Annotated in this window: 11 protein-coding genes; 6 read left to right on the forward strand and 5 right to left on the reverse strand. The window is 72.1% G+C overall.

Annotated elements, in window-relative coordinates:
- Positions 1 to 92: 92 nt before the first annotated feature.
- Complete coding sequence (locus H180DRAFT_RS00820; protein ID WP_055484428.1) at positions 93 to 428, reverse strand: YnfA family protein; 336 nt, start codon at positions 426 to 428, stop codon at positions 93 to 95.
- A 397-nt stretch (positions 429 to 825) separates the two neighbouring features.
- Entirely contained in the window at positions 826 to 1,137 is a 312-nt protein-coding gene (locus H180DRAFT_RS00825) for a hypothetical protein (RefSeq protein WP_055484013.1), read from the reverse strand.
- Between the two features lie 288 nt (positions 1,138 to 1,425).
- Between H180DRAFT_RS00825 and H180DRAFT_RS00830 the strand changes: the two genes are divergently transcribed.
- Both H180DRAFT_RS00830 and H180DRAFT_RS00835 read left to right on the forward strand, forming a co-directional pair.
- Positions 1,426 to 2,274 (forward strand): ABC transporter ATP-binding protein, encoded by an 849-nt coding sequence (locus H180DRAFT_RS00830; RefSeq protein WP_055484014.1) that lies wholly within the window; start codon positions 1,426 to 1,428, stop codon positions 2,272 to 2,274.
- 110 nt (positions 2,275 to 2,384) lie between these two features.
- Positions 2,385 to 3,953 carry a transporter gene (locus H180DRAFT_RS00835; protein WP_107097557.1) on the forward strand — a complete coding sequence of 523 codons (1,569 nt, stop codon included), beginning with the start codon at positions 2,385 to 2,387 and terminating at the stop codon, positions 3,951 to 3,953.
- A 121-nt stretch (positions 3,954 to 4,074) separates the two neighbouring features.
- Here the strand turns inward: H180DRAFT_RS00835 and H180DRAFT_RS00840 are convergent, their stop codons facing one another.
- The gene (locus tag H180DRAFT_RS00840) at positions 4,075 to 5,595 is read right to left on the reverse strand and encodes an FG-GAP repeat protein (protein ID WP_055484016.1); all 1,521 of its coding nucleotides are present in this window, start codon (positions 5,593 to 5,595) and stop codon (positions 4,075 to 4,077) included.
- Positions 5,596 to 5,824: 229 nt separating this feature from the next.
- Here H180DRAFT_RS00840 and H180DRAFT_RS00845 point away from each other — a divergent pair, with 229 nt between their 5' ends.
- Positions 5,825 to 6,883 (forward strand): LacI family DNA-binding transcriptional regulator, encoded by a 1,059-nt coding sequence (locus tag H180DRAFT_RS00845; protein ID WP_055484017.1) that lies wholly within the window; start codon positions 5,825 to 5,827, stop codon positions 6,881 to 6,883.
- Positions 6,884 to 7,009: 126 nt separating this feature from the next.
- On the opposite strand, the gene H180DRAFT_RS00850 is transcribed toward H180DRAFT_RS00845, so the two are convergent.
- The gene (locus tag H180DRAFT_RS00850) at positions 7,010 to 9,367 is read right to left on the reverse strand and encodes a beta-xylosidase/alpha-l-arabinosidase (RefSeq protein ID WP_055484018.1); all 2,358 of its coding nucleotides are present in this window, start codon (positions 9,365 to 9,367) and stop codon (positions 7,010 to 7,012) included.
- Between the two features lie 208 nt (positions 9,368 to 9,575).
- Here H180DRAFT_RS00850 and H180DRAFT_RS00855 point away from each other — a divergent pair, with 208 nt between their 5' ends.
- The 3 genes from H180DRAFT_RS00855 to H180DRAFT_RS00865 are packed head-to-tail and all read left to right on the forward strand — an operon-like array spanning position 9,576 to position 12,792.
- Positions 9,576 to 10,913: an extracellular solute-binding protein gene (locus H180DRAFT_RS00855; RefSeq protein WP_055484019.1), complete on the forward strand. Its 1,338-nt coding sequence runs from the start codon at positions 9,576 to 9,578 to the stop codon at positions 10,911 to 10,913.
- Positions 10,910 to 11,857 (forward strand): carbohydrate ABC transporter permease, encoded by a 948-nt coding sequence (locus H180DRAFT_RS00860; RefSeq protein ID WP_079099742.1) that lies wholly within the window; start codon positions 10,910 to 10,912, stop codon positions 11,855 to 11,857. The genes H180DRAFT_RS00855 and H180DRAFT_RS00860 overlap by 4 nt, the downstream gene beginning before the upstream one ends.
- On the forward strand, positions 11,857 to 12,792 hold the full coding sequence (locus H180DRAFT_RS00865; protein ID WP_074466534.1) for a carbohydrate ABC transporter permease: 936 nt from the start codon (positions 11,857 to 11,859) through the stop codon (positions 12,790 to 12,792). The genes H180DRAFT_RS00860 and H180DRAFT_RS00865 overlap by 1 nt, the downstream gene beginning before the upstream one ends.
- A gap of 13 nt (positions 12,793 to 12,805) precedes the next feature.
- Here H180DRAFT_RS00865 and H180DRAFT_RS00870 read toward each other — a convergent pair whose 3' ends face one another.
- Entirely contained in the window at positions 12,806 to 15,229 is a 2,424-nt protein-coding gene (locus tag H180DRAFT_RS00870) for an ATP-binding cassette domain-containing protein (protein ID WP_055484020.1), read from the reverse strand.
- Between the last annotated feature and the right edge of the window lie 238 nt (positions 15,230 to 15,467).

Genomic DNA, 15,467 nt, shown 5'->3' on the forward strand with positions numbered 1-15,467 from the left:
CGGGCGGCGCCGTCGCGTGCCCGCGGCCGCCGGGAGCGTGAGCGGTCCTCCGGACCGGCGGGGCGGGCTCTGCGGCGGACGGGGGCCGGCGGTCAGTGGGCCCGGGGCGCGTACATGATCACGGCTACGCCGGCGAGGCAGACGAGTGCGCCGGTCACGTCCCAGCGGTCCGGGCGGAAGCCGTCCGCGACCATGCCCCAGGCGAGCGATCCGGCGACGAAGACACCGCCGTAGGCGGCCAGGATGCGGCCGAAGTTGGCGTCGGGCTGAAGTGTGGCGACGAAGCCGTAGAGGCCGAGGGCGATCACTCCGGCGCCGATCCAGACCCATCCCTTGTGCTCACGGACGCCCTGCCAGACCAGCCACGCCCCTCCGATCTCGAAGAGTGCGGCCAGGGCGAAGAGGGCTACGGAGCGGGCGATGAGCACGGGGTCCTCCTGCGACGGGAAAGGGTGCGGACGGCGGGATCGGGTGTGGGTGGCCGGACGGTTGGACGGTTCGGTGAGCAGGCGGGTGTCCTCAGCGGCTGCCCGGGCCTGCGGGTGCGGTCGCTGCCCGTCGAGCCGAATGCGGAGTCCGGAGGACGGGCGGCGCTGCTGCCGGGGCGCGGCGAGCGGGGCGACGTCCCCGGCAGCAGCGTGGACGCCGGGCCACCGGCGCGCCGGGACGCCGGGGCGTTCGGCGAGCTGGGAGATCCGCGTCGTGCTCACAGTGAGGACGCTAGACCTTCGGTCCGGACCGGAGGGGGCCGGATCGTTGCGGCCGCCCGTCCACAGTCCCTCGCGGCCGGCCGGTTCGGGTGCACGGACGTCAACGGCCCCTGTCTCAGGGCAACTTCGGGTGGCAGGCGTCGCAGGGTTCCACGCGCCGGCCCTGTTTGCGGCGCTGGGCCTGGACGGTCCGGGCGTCGAGGGGGTCGCCGGTGGCGAGCATGCAGTCCGCGCGGTGCAGGATGCCGACGCGGATCTCACCGACGCGGGCGCGGCGCCACTGGATGGACCAGCCGGCGCGGGGAGGGGAGGGTTCGGGTGTGCCGTTCTCCGCCCGTTCGATGGCGCGCTGCACGGCGGCGAGCTGGGTGAGCAGGTACCGCTCGATGATGCGGAGGCGTGGCACATCGCGCGGGTACTCGGGCATGTGTTCGATCGTAGCGGGGTCGATCTGCCCGGCTCACCACCGCCCGCCCGGACCGCTGCTCCGGGGGACGCCGGCCGGGAGACCGGCTCTTCGCCCGCAGGTCTGCCCGCGCTCCGGTGTTGCTGATTGGATCGACGGCAGCGGCAGGCGGCGTTGCGGCGTCGGCGGCCGCGGAGGAGAGGGCGCTGTTTCTGCGGAGTCGACGGGGAGTCCGCAGGGGTGCCGCACCTGGACCCCTGCCCGGGTGCCGTCCCGGAAGCGCGCCCGCCGCCGAGAACCGAAAGAGGCATGGCCGTGACACTGCACGACCCACAGCAGCAATCCGACGCCCCCGACAGCCGAGAGCCCGCCGCAGCGGTGCGGGTGAGAGGGCTGTGGAAGCGGTTCGGCGGGCAGGTCGCCGTCCAGGGGATCGACCTCGACCTGCCGGCGGGGAGATTCGTGGGTCTGGTCGGTCCGAACGGCGCGGGCAAGACCACCACCCTGTCCATGATCACGGGGCTGCTGCGTCCCGATGCCGGCACCGTCGAGGTCGGCGGGCGCGACGTGTGGCGTGACCCCGTCGACGTCAAGTCCCGGATCGGGGTGCTGCCCGAGGGGCTGCGCCTGTTCGAGAGGCTTTCCGGGCGCGAGCTGCTGACCCATCTCGGCGCCCTGCGCGGCTTCCCCCGCGACGAGGTCGACCGGCGCACGACGCAGTTGCTGGAGACGCTCGACCTCGTGGGCTCTCAGCACAAGCTGATCATCGACTACTCCACCGGCATGCGGAAGAAGATCGGACTGGCCGCCGCGCTGCTGCACAACCCCGAAGTGCTCTTCCTGGACGAGCCGTTCGAGGGCGTCGACCCGGTTTCCGCCGAAACCATCCGGGGCGTGCTGGAGCGCTACACCGGCTCCGGCGCGACGGTCGTCTTCTCCAGCCACGTCATGGAACTGGTGGAGTCGCTGTGCGACTGGGTCGCCGTGATGGCCGTGGGCAGCATCCGGGCGCACGGGCCGCTCGCGGAGGTACGGGGGTCGGCGGGCTCGCTGCACGAGGCGTTCCTGCACCTCGTCGGGGCGCACGAACGTGCCGCCGCGGGGGACGGCCTCGACTGGCTGGGTGGCGGAAGCGGCCGCGGGGACGGTGCCGAGTGAGCGCCCGGCAGCCCGCCACCCAGCAGCCGGCCACCCGGCAGCCCGCCGCTCCGCCCTCCGTCACGTCGCGGTCCGCCGCCCCGCCGTCGGTCACATGGACGTTCACACGGCTGAAGCTGTCCCTGCTCCGGAACGGGCTGCGCGGGTCATCGGGCCGCACCGTCGCCTTCGTTCTCTCCGTCGTGCTCGTACTGCTGCTCGGCACCGGGCAGTTGCTGGGGATGGTCCTGCTGCGCGGCAGTGAGCACGCCGCGGCCGCCGTCGTGCCGCTGGCCGCCCTGATGGCGCTCGGCTGGGCGGTGATGCCGGTCTTCTTCCCCGGCGGCGACGAGACCCTCGACCCGACGCGGCTGGTGATGCTGCCGCTGCGGGCCCGCCGGCTCATGCCGGGCCTGCTGGCCGCCTCCCTGGTCGGGATCGGCCCGCTGTTCACGGTCCTTGTCGTGGCCGGCGCGGTCGTCGCCCTCGCACACGGTGTCGCGGGGACGGCGGCCGCGGTGCTCGCCCTTCCGCTGGCCGTTCTCGTGTGCCTGGCGCTGGCGCGGGCGGTGGCCGCCGTGAACGTCCGCCTGCTCACCAGCAGGCGCGGCCGGGACCTGGCGCTGCTGAGCGGCCTGGTCATCGCTGTGGGAATCCAGCTGCTCAACCTGGGCTTCCAGCGGCTGAACGAAGCCGGCGGACTCGCGGCTCTCGAACCCGTCGCAGGCGTGCTCGCCTGGGTTCCGCCCGCCTCGGCCGTGGCGGCCGTCCAGTCGGCGAGTGACGGTGCCCACGGCTCCGCGTCGGCCCAAGTCGCCCTGTCCGCCGCCGCGTTGGCGGTACTGCTGTGGTGGTGGCACCGCAGCCTGGAACGGCTGATGACCTCGCCCGACGCCTCGACCGTCCAGGCCGCCACAGCACCGGAGAAGACCCGCGGACGCGCCGGCGGCACGGGCCTCGCGGGGCTCCTGCCCCCGGGCCGCACCGGCGCGGTGATGCTGCGCAGCCTGCGCTACGTCTGGCGGGACCCGAAGACGAAAGTGGGCTGGGCGTCGTCGCTCGGTGTAGGCGTGTTGCTGCCGGTCGTCTTCGCGGCGCAGGGCAACGGAAGTGCGTACAACGCCTGCTGGGTGGCGGGGCTGCTCGGCGTCCAGATGTACAACCAGTTCGGGCAGGACTACTCGGGCTTCTGGCTCGTGGCCTCGACGATCTCCTCCGCGCGCGAAGCGTACGTCGAGATGCGCGGCCGGATGCTGGCCATCGCGCTGATCGCGGTGCCCTACGTCGCGGCTGTCGCGGTGGTCTGCTCCGCGTTCCTGGGGGAGTGGCGGAAGATCCCCGAAGTGCTCGGTCTGGCGCTGGGGTTGCTCGGTGTCCTGCTCGCCACCGGCGTCTTCACCTCGTACCGCTTCCCGTACTCCATTCCGCAGGACAGCGGCTACAAGAACGTCGCGCCCGGTCAGGGGTCACTCGCCTACCTCAGCATCTTCGGCGGCATGGTCATCGGTGTCCTGCTGTGCTCGCCGCTGGTCGCGCTGACGGTCTGGCTGCACCTGTCCGGGGGGCATGCGTGGCTGTGGACCGTGCTGCCCGCGGGACTTCTCTACGGGATCGCCGCGCCTGCCCTCGTCCTGCGGTTCGCAGCACCGCGGGTGGCATCCCGTCTCCCGGAGATCCTCACGGCCGTCAGCCGGGGCTGAGTCACCGGTCGACGTCCCGGGGCCGGGGCCCGGTCGACGTCCCGGCCCCGGCTGTTGCGGCTGTCCCGGCCGGGCCGGCGGGTCCGGGGTCCGGACCGGCCCGCGCCCGGCCGGGACGCGCTCAGCGCAGGAAGCTGCCGAAGAGCGCCTTGGTCACGGGCCCTCCGACGTCGCCGGGGCCGAACGCCGCCGCGCCCTCGGTCGTCAGGCCCGCGCCCGTGCCGCGCAGCGACCAGTCGGCTCCGGCCGAGGCGTTCTCCTTGGCCGAGGAGACGTTCAGGTCGCGGTGGCCGTCGCCGTCGACGTCCTTGAGGGAGCACGCCGCCCCGAACTCGTCGCCCGTCTCGGCGACCCCGGGCACGCCCGCGGTGTTCTGGTGGACGACCTGGCTGCCGGTGCCGGTGACGCCGGAGGAGCTGCCGTGCAGCAGCGCGACCGACCCGGCGTCCGTCAGCCCGCCGAAGTCCTCCCCGCTGATGCCGAGGGCGACCTCCGCACGGCCGTCACCCGTGACGTCGGCGACGGAGACGCAGGAGCCGAGGCGGTCGCCGTCCTCCTGCGCGCCGTAGAAGCCGGGCAGGCTCTGGTCGAAGGACTGCGTGCGGTCGCCGGACGGGCCCGAGGGCGAGCCGAAGACGACGGTGACCTTCTGGCCCGCGCCGCTGCTGCCGAGCACGACGTCGTCGTGCCCGTCGCCGTCCACGTCTCCGACGTCCGTGTCGCTCTCGTCGCCGACGGACCCGATCCCGCCCACGGCGCCCGTCGTGAAGCCGGCCTTGCCGCCGAGCAGGATGTGGTTCCCCCACACACCGTCGCCCTCGTACTGCCAGATCACGATGTCCTGACGGTCGTCGCCGTTGACGTCGCCGACGGCCTTGGCCGTGACGGGACCGCTGATGGAGGAGGGCCCGTCCACGCACGAGTCGTCCTCCGCGCAGCCCGGGCCGTCGTCGCCGTAGCCCCACCACTCGGAGCGGTCCATGAAGTCGAGGCGTTCGGCCGGCGAACCGTCGCGGGATATCGGGCCCTTGAACAGCGCACCCGGCTGCGTCACCGGGTCGTCGCCCCCGAGGTCGCCGTCGCCGAACAGCGCCAGGTCGGTCGTGCCGTCGCCGTCGAAGTCGCCGGCCTGCGGCGTCCACCCGTACCCGTCCAGCGCGGTGCCCCCGCTCGGGCCGGAGGGCGAGCCCCACAGGATCACTCCGCCCGAGGAGGCGTCGTCGGAGCCGATGACGAGGTCGCCGTAGCCGTCGCCGTCCAGGTCACCCGTGGCGAAGGTCTTGCCGAACTGCTGCCCGGCGGCGGCCGGCCCGGGCACGCCGCTCGTGGAACGGCTCACCAGCTTCTTGCGGGACGGGTCGAGCCCGTCCGCCGAGCCGTACGTCACAGCCACGTAGCCCGCCCGGGCCTTGCCGGAGACCGTGCCTCCCGGGGCGCCGGTGACCAGGTCCGCGTGACCGTCGCCGTTGAGGTCCTCCGCGGGGGACGCGGCCTCGGCCGGTGCGGCGTGCGCTTCCCCCGGGGTGAGCGTCCAGGCCGTCAGGCCCCCCGCCGCCAGCAGCGCGGCGGCCAGCGGGGCGGCGGCGCGCGCCGCCCGTCTTCCACGGGTGCCGGTGACGTCGGGGCGTCTCATGGGTGTCATTCGGAAGTCCTCCAATAGTCCAGTCCATTCGCATCAGAAGACACCCGGGGCTCCGGGACGGTTGCACGCGCCGGCCACCGGAGTGCGGACGACCGTGCTGCGGGCGGCCGCGTGCCGCCGTCCCGTCGCATGCGGGGGCGGGCATGCGAGAAAGCTCTACGAAAGGTTTCCAGCGTCTCGGTTAGGGTGACGGCGAGCAGAAGCATCGGGGTCACAGGAGGTCCGTAACGTGGCCGCACCGCACACGGCAGGCGAGCGCGCGGAACGGGGACGCGGCCGCGGGGAACGCGTCACCATCAGCGACATCGCCCGCGAAGCAGGGGTCTCGGTCCCCACCGTCTCCAAGGTGCTCAACGGGCACGCGCACGTGGCCGCCGGTACGCGGAGCAAGGTCGAACGGCTGCTCGCCAAGCACCAGTACGCGCGCCGCACCAAGCGCCGCGAGGGTCAGGCGCGGCTCGTCGACCTCGTCTTCAACAACCTCGACAGCGAATGGTCGGTGGAGATCATCCGCGGTGTCGAGGGTGTCGCCCACGAGTCCGGACTCGGCACCGTCGTCTCCGCCATCCACGGGGAGACCACCGAGGAACGGCGGTGGCTGGACAACCTCACCGCGCGCTGGTCGGACGGGATCATCCTCGCCGTCACCGCACTCGGGCCCGCCCACGCCGAACAGATCCGCGCGCTCGGCATCCCCATGGTCATCATCGACCCGGTCGGCCAGCCGGACCCCCATGTGGCCTCCGTCGGCGCGACCAACTGGAACGGCGCGCTCACCGCCACCGAGCATCTGATCTCGCTGGGCCACGAGCGCATCGGACTCATCGGCGGCAGGCCGGAGTTGCAGTGCAGCCGTGCGCGGCTGGACGGCTACCGCTCGGCCCTGCAGGCGGCGGGCCTCCCCGTGGACGACGCGCTCGTCGCGGAGGGCGACTTCTACGCGCCGCGCGGCGAGCAGGCGGCACGCGAACTGCTCTCCCTGCCGGATCCGCCCACCGCCGTCTTCGCGGGCAACGACCAGCAGGCGCTGGGCGTTTACCGCACGGCCGGACGCCTCGGTCTGCGCGTTCCGCAGGACCTGAGCGTGGTCGGGTTCGACGACCTGCCCGCGGCCGGGCTCTCCTCACCGCCGCTGACGACCATCCGGCAGCCCGTGGCGCAGATGGCGGCGCAGGCGATGCGGATGCTGCTGCGCTACCTGGAGACGGGCTCCTTCGACACGCGCCGGCTGGAGCTGGCCACGGAGCTGGTCGTACGCGACAGCACGGCTCCTCCCCGGCGGAACTGACGCACGGGCGACGACCGGCCACCGGACGGGCCGGCCGGCCGGACCGCCGACCCCCGAACCGGCGAACCGCCGGAAGGCCGGCCGGGACCGCCGGCCGAACCGCAGGACCGGCCGACCGGCCCCGGATCAGGGGCGCTTCGTCACACGCACCGAGGTCCGCAGCACGCGGTCGTGACCGGCCGCACGCGGTTCCGTGCCGGTGATGCGGAAGGTTCCCTCCAGCGGCGTGTCGGTGCTCGACCTTCCGATCCGCACCTCGACGAGGCCCGGCTCCACCACCCGCCGCCCGTCCCGCCCGGTGAACGCGGTGCGGTCGGTGTGCAGGCCGAAGGTGACGCGGCGGCTCTCGCCCGCAGCGAGTTCCAGCCGCGCGAAACCTGCCAACTCTCGCCAGGGCCGGACCACTTGGGCGACAGGGTCGGTGAGGTAGAGCTGCACGATCTCCGTGCCCGTCCGTCCGCCCGTGTTGGTGACGGTGCAGGAGATCTCCAACTCGCCGTCGGCCGGCACCTCTTCGCTGCTGAGCGTCAACTCTCCGTAGCCGAACCGCGTGTAGGACAGGCCGTGGCCGAAGGGGAACAGCGGCGTCGGGTCGTGCGCGCTCACCTCACTGGCGCGCCCCAAGGGTGCCGTCAGATAGGTGGAGGGCTGTCCGCCGGGCGTGCGCGGCACACCGACCGGCAGCCGGCCCGAGGGGTCCGCACGGCCGGTCAGGACGTCCGTCAGCGCTGCTGCGCCCTCCTCGCCGGGGAAGAAGGTCTGCACGATCGCCGCCGCGCGTCCGGCTGCCGTACCCAGCGCGTACGGACGCCCGCTGACCACGATCAGCACCACCGGCGTACCGGTGCGCAGCAGCTCCTCCAGGAGTTCCGACTGCACCCCGGGCAGTGACAGGTCGGGCACGTCGCACCCCTCGCCCGACGTGCCGCGTCCGAACAGCCCGGCCCTGTCGCCCAGTACCGCCAGGCACACGTCCGCCTCCCGCGCGGCGGTCGCCGCCCCGGCGAACCCCGACCTGTCGGGCTCCCGGACCGGGCAGCCCTCTTCGTAGGTGATGCCGGCGGCGCCCAGCCCGTCCCGAAGGCCCTGGAGCACGCTCGGCACGGAGACGCCCATGTCCCACTCCGGGTGGCGCACGCCCACGTGTGCGGGGAAGGAGTAGCAGCCCTGCAGCCCGAGGGCGTCGTCGGCGAGCGGCCCGACGACCGCGACCCGTCCGGGTGTGCTCAGCGGCAGCAGCCCGGCGTCGTCGGCGAGCAGTACGACGGACTCCCGCGCCAACTGCCGGGCGATCTCCCGGTGTTCGGGTGGGTCGAGATCGGGTTCGCGCACCGGCGGCCCCGCGCTCCAGTCCGGGTCGAGCAGGCCGAGTTCGCACTTCTGCCGCAGGACGCGCGTCAGGGCACGGTCCACCAGCGACTCGTCGGCCATGCCGCCGCGCACCTGCTCGGCCAGCGGCCGTCCGTAGCAGCGCGCGGTGGGGAGTTCGACGTCCACGCCGGCCGTCAGCGCCTGGACGGCGGCCTCACCGGGTCCGCCCGCGGTGCGGTGCAGCAGTTCGAGGAACGACACCCCGAAGTAGTCGGCGACGACGGTCCCTTCGAAGCCCCACTCCTTGCGCAGCACGTCCGTCAGCAGCCGTTCGTCGGCGGCCGCGGGCACGCCGTCGGTGTCCGTGTAGGCGTGCATCACCGAGCGGGCGCCCGCCTCGCGCAGCGCGGTCTCGAAGGGCGGCAGTATCACGTCGGCCAGTTCGCGCGGCCCCATGCTCACCGGTGCCAGGTTGCGCCCGGCGCGGCTTGCCGAGTAGCCCGCGAAGTGCTTGAGCGTGGCGATGATCCCTGTGGATTCGAGCCCGGAGACGTATGCGGAGCCGATCTCGCCGACGAGATACGGGTCTTCACCGATGGTCTCCTCGACCCGGCCCCAGCGTGCGTCCCGTACGACGTCCAGCACCGGCGCCAGCCCCTGGTGCACGCCGACCGCGCGCATGCTCTGCCCGATGGCCTCCGCCATGCGCCGCACCAGCGCCGTGTCGAAGCTGGCCCCCCAGGCGAGCGGTACGGGAAAGACCGTCGCGCCCCACGTGGTGAACCCGGCGAGGCATTCCTCGTGTGCCACCGCGGGGATGCCGAACCGGTTGGCCGCCATGACCTCGCGCTGACTCGCGGCGAGTGCCTTGGCGCCGGCGGCCGGTGTCACCGGGCGTGTGCCGAAGACGCGGGTGAGCTGCCCGAGTCCGTCCCTGATCAGCTCCTCCCAGGACGGTGACTCCCCGGCGAGGTCGTCCTGGTGCGGGGCGACTCCCCGGCCGTCGTGGGTGGCGCCGACCCACACTCCGACCAGTTGGGCCAGCTTCTCGTCGAGGGTCATCCGGGAGATCAGGTCGGCGACGCGGACGTCGGCCGTCAGCCGCTTGTCGCGCCACGGCGCGGTGCCGCCGTGGTCGTCCGGGCTGCCCGAGTGGTGCGCTTTCTCTTCCATCGTCACCTCGTCGAGTGGAGCGGATGCAGCGGATGCTACTCGATGATTTCGGAAACTTTCTACGTCAGGAGCTTCCCACTCTGCCGCAGGCAGGAACTCATGTAGGCCAACGCCTGCACGGCTATTGACGGCCCTGTGGTGCCCGCTCTAGGTTCCACGCCAACCTCTTGATTTCGGAATTCGCCGAAAGTTTCTGAGCGGAGGCGTCATGGCAGACACGGCGACGCGCCCGGCCCACAGCCGGCGTCGCTTCCTGACCGGCCTCGCCGGCATCGGAGCCGCCGGCATGGGCGCGGCCCCCCTCACCGGCTGCTCGGCCGTCGGTCTCGGCACCGGGAGAGACGTCCGCGGTCTGGACGTGTGGACCCTCACCGACCCCGTGCAGAACAAGATCCAGCGCGCCGCCCTGGCCCGCCTCCGGCGCACCCACCCCGTGCCTGCCAAGCTCACGCCGTTTCCCAACACCGGCTACACGCAGAAGCTCCGCATCGCCATGGGCACTTCGGACGGGCCGGACGTCTTCTGGAGCTGGGGCGGCGAGTCGCTGCGCCCGTACCATGACGCCGGACTCGTGGTCGACCTGGCGGACCGCTTCGGCAAGGACACCCGGTGGCGCGACGCGTTCCTCCCCGCGGCCCTCCAGGCCGCCCGCGTCGAGGGACGCGAACCGCTCGGGCTGCCCGTGCGCGGGATGCAGCCGGTCATCCTCTTCTGCAACCAGACCCTCTTCGACGAGCACGACCTGCGCCCGCCCCGGACCTGGGACGAACTGCTCGACGTCGTCGACGCCTTCGTCGACGCGGACGTCCTGCCCGTCTCGCTCGCCGGGGCGGAAAGCTGGTGCGAGCTGATGTGGCTCGAATGCATCACCATGCGGCTCACCGGCACCGGCCCGCTGCGGAGGATCTTCGCGGGAGAGCGCGACAGCTGGCGGCACCCCGCCATCGAGGAAGCCCTCGACCGGATACAGAAGCTGGTCCGCCGCGGCGCCTTCGGCCAGGCATTCGGATCGGTCAGCTACGGCTCGGGCGGCGCCAGCGCACTCTTCGCGAAGGGCCGGGCCGCCATGCACCTGATGGGTTCATGGGAGTACTCCAACCTGCGCAACGACCACACGCGTTTCACCGAGGAGGGCCTGAGCTGGGTGTCCTTCCCGGAGATCCCCGGAGGCACGGGCGACCCCCGCGCCCTGGTCGGAAACAACACCAACTACCTGTCCGTCAACGCCAGAAGCTCCGACATCGACGCGGGTCTCGACCTGGTCGGCACCCAGCTCGCCGCGCGCCCCTTCATCGACGCCCTCATCAAAGCGGGTGACGTTCCCGCCGCCGTCGGCATCGAGGACCGGCTGCGCGACCTCGCCCCCGACCCGGACTTCGCGCTGTACGTCTACCGCATCGTCTCCGACGCCCCCGACTTCACCCTCTCCTGGGACCAGGCGATGCTCCCCGCCGTGAAGGAGGCGATGCTCTCCAGCCTCCAGCAGATCTTCCTGGAGAAGCTCTCCCCGCGGCAGTTCGTCGACGCGATGGAGCTGATCCAGTGACCGCCCCGGCACCGGCACCCGCCCGCCCCGCGCTCCGCGGCCGCACACGCGCCGCCTCGCACACCGACAACGCCGCACGGCCCGGCGCGCTCTACGCCGTTCCGGCCGTGCTCGTCTTCGGCGTCTTCGCGCTCGTACCGCTCGTCCTCGTCTGCTGGCTCTCCTTCACGACCTGGAACGGCCTCGGCGACCCCCGCTGGACGGGACTCGCCAACTGGCGTGAGCTGATCACCGATCCCGGCCTCCTGCACTCCCTGCGGATCACGGCCGTGCTCACGCTCGCCGGCTGGGCGGTGCAGACGCCGCTCGCGATGCTCCTCGGCGTGTGGGCGGCGGGCGCACAGCGCGGACGTGCGGTCGCCTCCGCGCTCGCCTTCCTGCCGCTGCTGCTCTCCGGCGCGGCGACCGCCCTGGTCTGGAAGGCGCTGCTCGACCCCAACTTCGGCCTCGCCCGCACCATCGGCCCGTGGATCGGCGTGCCCAGCGGCAACGTGCTCGGCACTTCCGGCGGCGCCCTGCTGGCCATCGTCGCCGTGGGCGCCTGGCAGTTCGTGCCGTTCCACATGCTGATGTACCAGGCCGCCGCCCGTAACGTCCCCGCACACCTCTACGAGGCCGCCACCATCGACGGTGCCGGACGTCTGCGGCAGTTCTGGTCGGTGACGCTGCCGCAGCTGCGGAACACCGTCGTCACCTCGTCGACCCTGATGATCGTCGGCACGATGACGACCTTCGAGACCATCCTGATCCTCACCGACGGAGGTCCCGGCGCGGCCACCCAGTCGATGCCGTTCCGGATGTACCAACAGGCCTTCAAGAGCTTCGAGATGGGGTCCGCCTCCGCGCTGGCCACCGTCCTCGTCCTGTTCGGCACGGCGCTGTCACTGCTGATCGTCCGGTTCAGCGGCTTCGGCAGGATGCGCTCCACCCTGGAGGGGATCTGATGGCCACCGCCCCGGCACCCGCATCCGGAGAGACCCGCACCCCGCCCGGCCAGGGGCCCGGCCCGGGGACGCGAAGCAGCGGCGGGAGTGCCCAACGGGCCGGCGCACTGCGCTCGTTGCTCCACCGCGCCAACATCCCCGGGGGCGCAGCCTCGCTGGTCTGGCTGGTGATCGTCCTGGTCCCGCTGTGGTGCATGCTGAGCTGGAGCGTGCAGAGCCGCGACGGGTTCCTCGACAACGGGCCGATCGGCCTGCCCCGTCAGCTGACCCCCGAGAATCTGACGACGGTCCTGGAAGGCGGTTTCACCCGGGCGTTCGTCAACACCGTGATCGTCACGGTCGTCAGTGTCGCCCTGACCCTCGTGTGCGCCGTCCCCGCCGCGTACGCGGTGGTCCGCTCCACCAGCCGCTTTGTGGCCGGTGCGTTCTCCGTCTTCCTGCTGGGGCTCGCCATCCCCGCCCAAGCGGTCATCATCCCCGTCTACTTGATGATCGTCCGGATGGGGCTGTACGACACCAAGCCCGCGATCATCCTGCCCACCGTCGCCTTCGGGCTGCCCTTCGCCGTCCTCATCCTCGCCGGTTCGCTGCGCGACGTGCCCGCCGAGAACTACGAGGCCATGACGCTCGACGGGGCCGGCCCGATGCGCACGCTGTGGTCCCTCGTCATCCCGATGTCCCGCGGCAGCATCGTCGCCGTCGGCATCTACGCAGCGCTCCAGGCGTGGAACGGCTTCCTGTTCCCGCTGATCCTCACCCAGTCCGAGGAGCAGCAGATCCTCACCCTCAACCTCTGGAACTTCCAGACCGAGTACGGCGTGAACATCCCCGGGCTGATGACGGCCGTCCTGCTGTCCGCCGCCCCGGTCTTCATCGCGTACGTCCTCGCCCGGCGCTGGATCGTCGCAGGACTTGCCGGGCTGGGCGGCAAGTAGCCGCCCGGCCCGGTCACTTGCCGACGTACGCCGCGAGGTGCTCGCCGGTGAGGGTGGAGCGGGCGGCGACCAGACCGGCGGGCGTGCCCTCGAAGACGACCCGGCCGCCGTCGTGGCCCGCGCCGGGGCCGAGGTCGATGATCCAGTCGGCGTGCGCCATGACGGCCTGGTGGTGCTCGATGACGACGACCGACTTGCCGGAGTCGACGAGCCGGTCGAGCAGGCCCAGCAGCTGCTCGACGTCCGCCAGGTGGAGGCCAGTGGTGGGCTCGTCGAGGATGTAGACGCCGCCGTCCTGCCCCATGTGCGTGGCCAGCTTGAGCCGCTGCCGCTCGCCGCCGGAGAGCGTGGTGAGCGGCTGCCCGAGCGTGAGGTAGCCGAGGCCGACGTCGGCGAGCCGGCCGAGGATCTTGTGCGCGGCCGGGAGCCTCGCGTCGCCCGCGCCGAAGAACTCCTCGGCGTCGGCCACCGACATCGTGAGCACCTCGCTGATGTCGCGGCCGCCGAACTCGTAGTCCAGCACCGCCGCCTGGAACCGCTTCCCGTCGCACACCTCGCAGGGGACGGCCACCCCCGCCATCATCGCCAGGTCCGTATAGACCACCCCCGCACCCTTGCAGTTGGGGCAGGCGCCCTCCGAATTGGCGCTGAACAGCCCCGGCTTGACGCCGTTGGCCTTCGCGAAGGCCTTGCGGACCGGGTCGAGCAGGCCCGTGTACGTCGCCGGGTTGCTGCGCCGCGAGCCGCGGATCGCGGTCTGGTCGACGGCGACAACCCCCTCCAGCCCGGCAACCGAGCCGTGGATCAGCGAGCTCTTGCCCGAGCCCGCCACGCCGGTCACCACGGTCAGCACGCCGAGCGGGATGTCGACATCCACGTCCCGCAGGTTGTGCGTGGCGGCGCCGCGCACCTCCAGCGCCCCGGACGCCTTCCGCACCGACGGCTTGAGGGAGGCCCGGTCGTCCAGGTGCCGCCCGGTGAGGGTGTCGCTGCTCCGCAGTTCCTCCACCGTGCCCTCGAAGACGACCTGCCCGCCCTCCGCGCCGGCGCCCGGCCCGAGGTCGACGACGTGGTCGGCGACCGCGATCGCCTCCGGCTTGTGCTCGACGACCAGCACCGTGTTGCCCTTGTCCCGCAGCTGCCGCAGCAGGTCGTTCATGCGCTGGATGTCGTGGGGGTGCAGACCGATCGTCGGTTCGTCGAAGACGTACGTGACGTCGGTGAGGGACGAGCCCAGGTGCCGGATCATCTTGGTGCGCTGCGCCTCGCCGCCCGAGAGCGTGCCCGACGGCCTGTCCAGCGACAGGTAGCCGAGCCCGATCTCGACGAACGAGTCGAGGGTGCGCCCAAGCGTCGTCAGCAGCGGCGCCACCGCGGCGTATCCCCCGCTCGAAGAGCCCGGCGAAGGCTCGTGCAGGCCCCGCACCCACTGCGCGAGATCGCTGATCTGCATCGCGCAGGCGTCGGCGATGCTCACCCCCTCGATCTTCGACGACCGCGCCTCCGCGCTCAGCCGTGTGCCGTCGCACTCGGGGCAGGCGGTGAAGGTGACCGCGCGCTCCACGAAGGCCCGGATGTGCGGCTGCATCGCCTCCTTGTCCTTGGACAGGAACGACTTCTGGATCTTGGGGATCAGCCCCTCGTACGTGAGGTTGACGCCGTTGACCTTCACCTTGGTCGGCTCACGGTGGAGGAAGTCCTGCATCTCCTGCTCGGTGAACTCGCGGATCGGCTTGTTCGGGTCGAGGAAACCCGACTCCGCGTAGACGCCCACGGTCCACCAGCTGTCCGACTTCCAGCCGGGGATGGTGAACGCGCCCTCCGCGATCGACTTGGAGTCGTCGTAGAGCTGGGTCAGGTCGATGTCGCTGACCGAACCCCGGCCCTCGCAGCGCGGGCACATGCCGCCGGTGACGCTGAAGCTGCGGCGCTCCTTCACCGTCTTCCCGGCACGCTCCATGGTGACGGCGCCCGCCCCGCTCATGGACGCGACGTTGAAGGAGAACGCCTGCGGCGAGCCGATGTGCGGCTTACCGAGGCGGCTGAAGAGTATCCGCAGCATCGCGTTGGCGTCGGTGGCGGTGCCGACCGTGGAGCGGGGGTCGGCTCCCATCCGCTCCTGGTCGACGATGATCGCGGTGGTCAGCCCGTCCAGAACGTCGACCTCGGGCCGGGCCAGCGTCGGCATGAAGCCCTGCACGAACGCGCTGTAGGTCTCGTTGATCAGCCGCTGCGACTCGGCCGCGACGGTGCCGAACACCAGGGAGCTCTTGCCCGAGCCGGAGACTCCGGTGAACACCGTCAGCCGGCGCTTGGGGAGTTCGACGCTGACGTCCTTCAGGTTGTTCACGCGTGCGCCGTGCACGCGGATCAGATCGTGGGTGTCCGCTGCGTGCGGCGCGGGCGACTGCGAGTCGGTCCTCGAGTCCGTGGTCATCGTGTCTCCATCTGTGAGGTGCCGGTGACGCGGGCGTCTTCCGGGGCTGTCTTCACGGGACGTCTTCTCGCGGTCGCCGGCGCGTCCTTCTCGCGGTGGCCGGGACGGGCGCCGGCGGGACGGCCGGATCTGCTCCGAGCAGTACGTGTGGTTGTCCGTATGGTTCTACTTCGTCCGAACTGCCGCGGCAACGGTCCGGTGCCGGCAGGCCCGTGCGGCAGGGTCGCGGTCGCCTGCC

It is taken from the genome of Streptomyces sp. WMMB 322 (assembly GCF_900090145.1).
Taxonomy (GTDB): Bacteria; Actinomycetota; Actinomycetes; order Streptomycetales; family Streptomycetaceae; genus Streptomyces.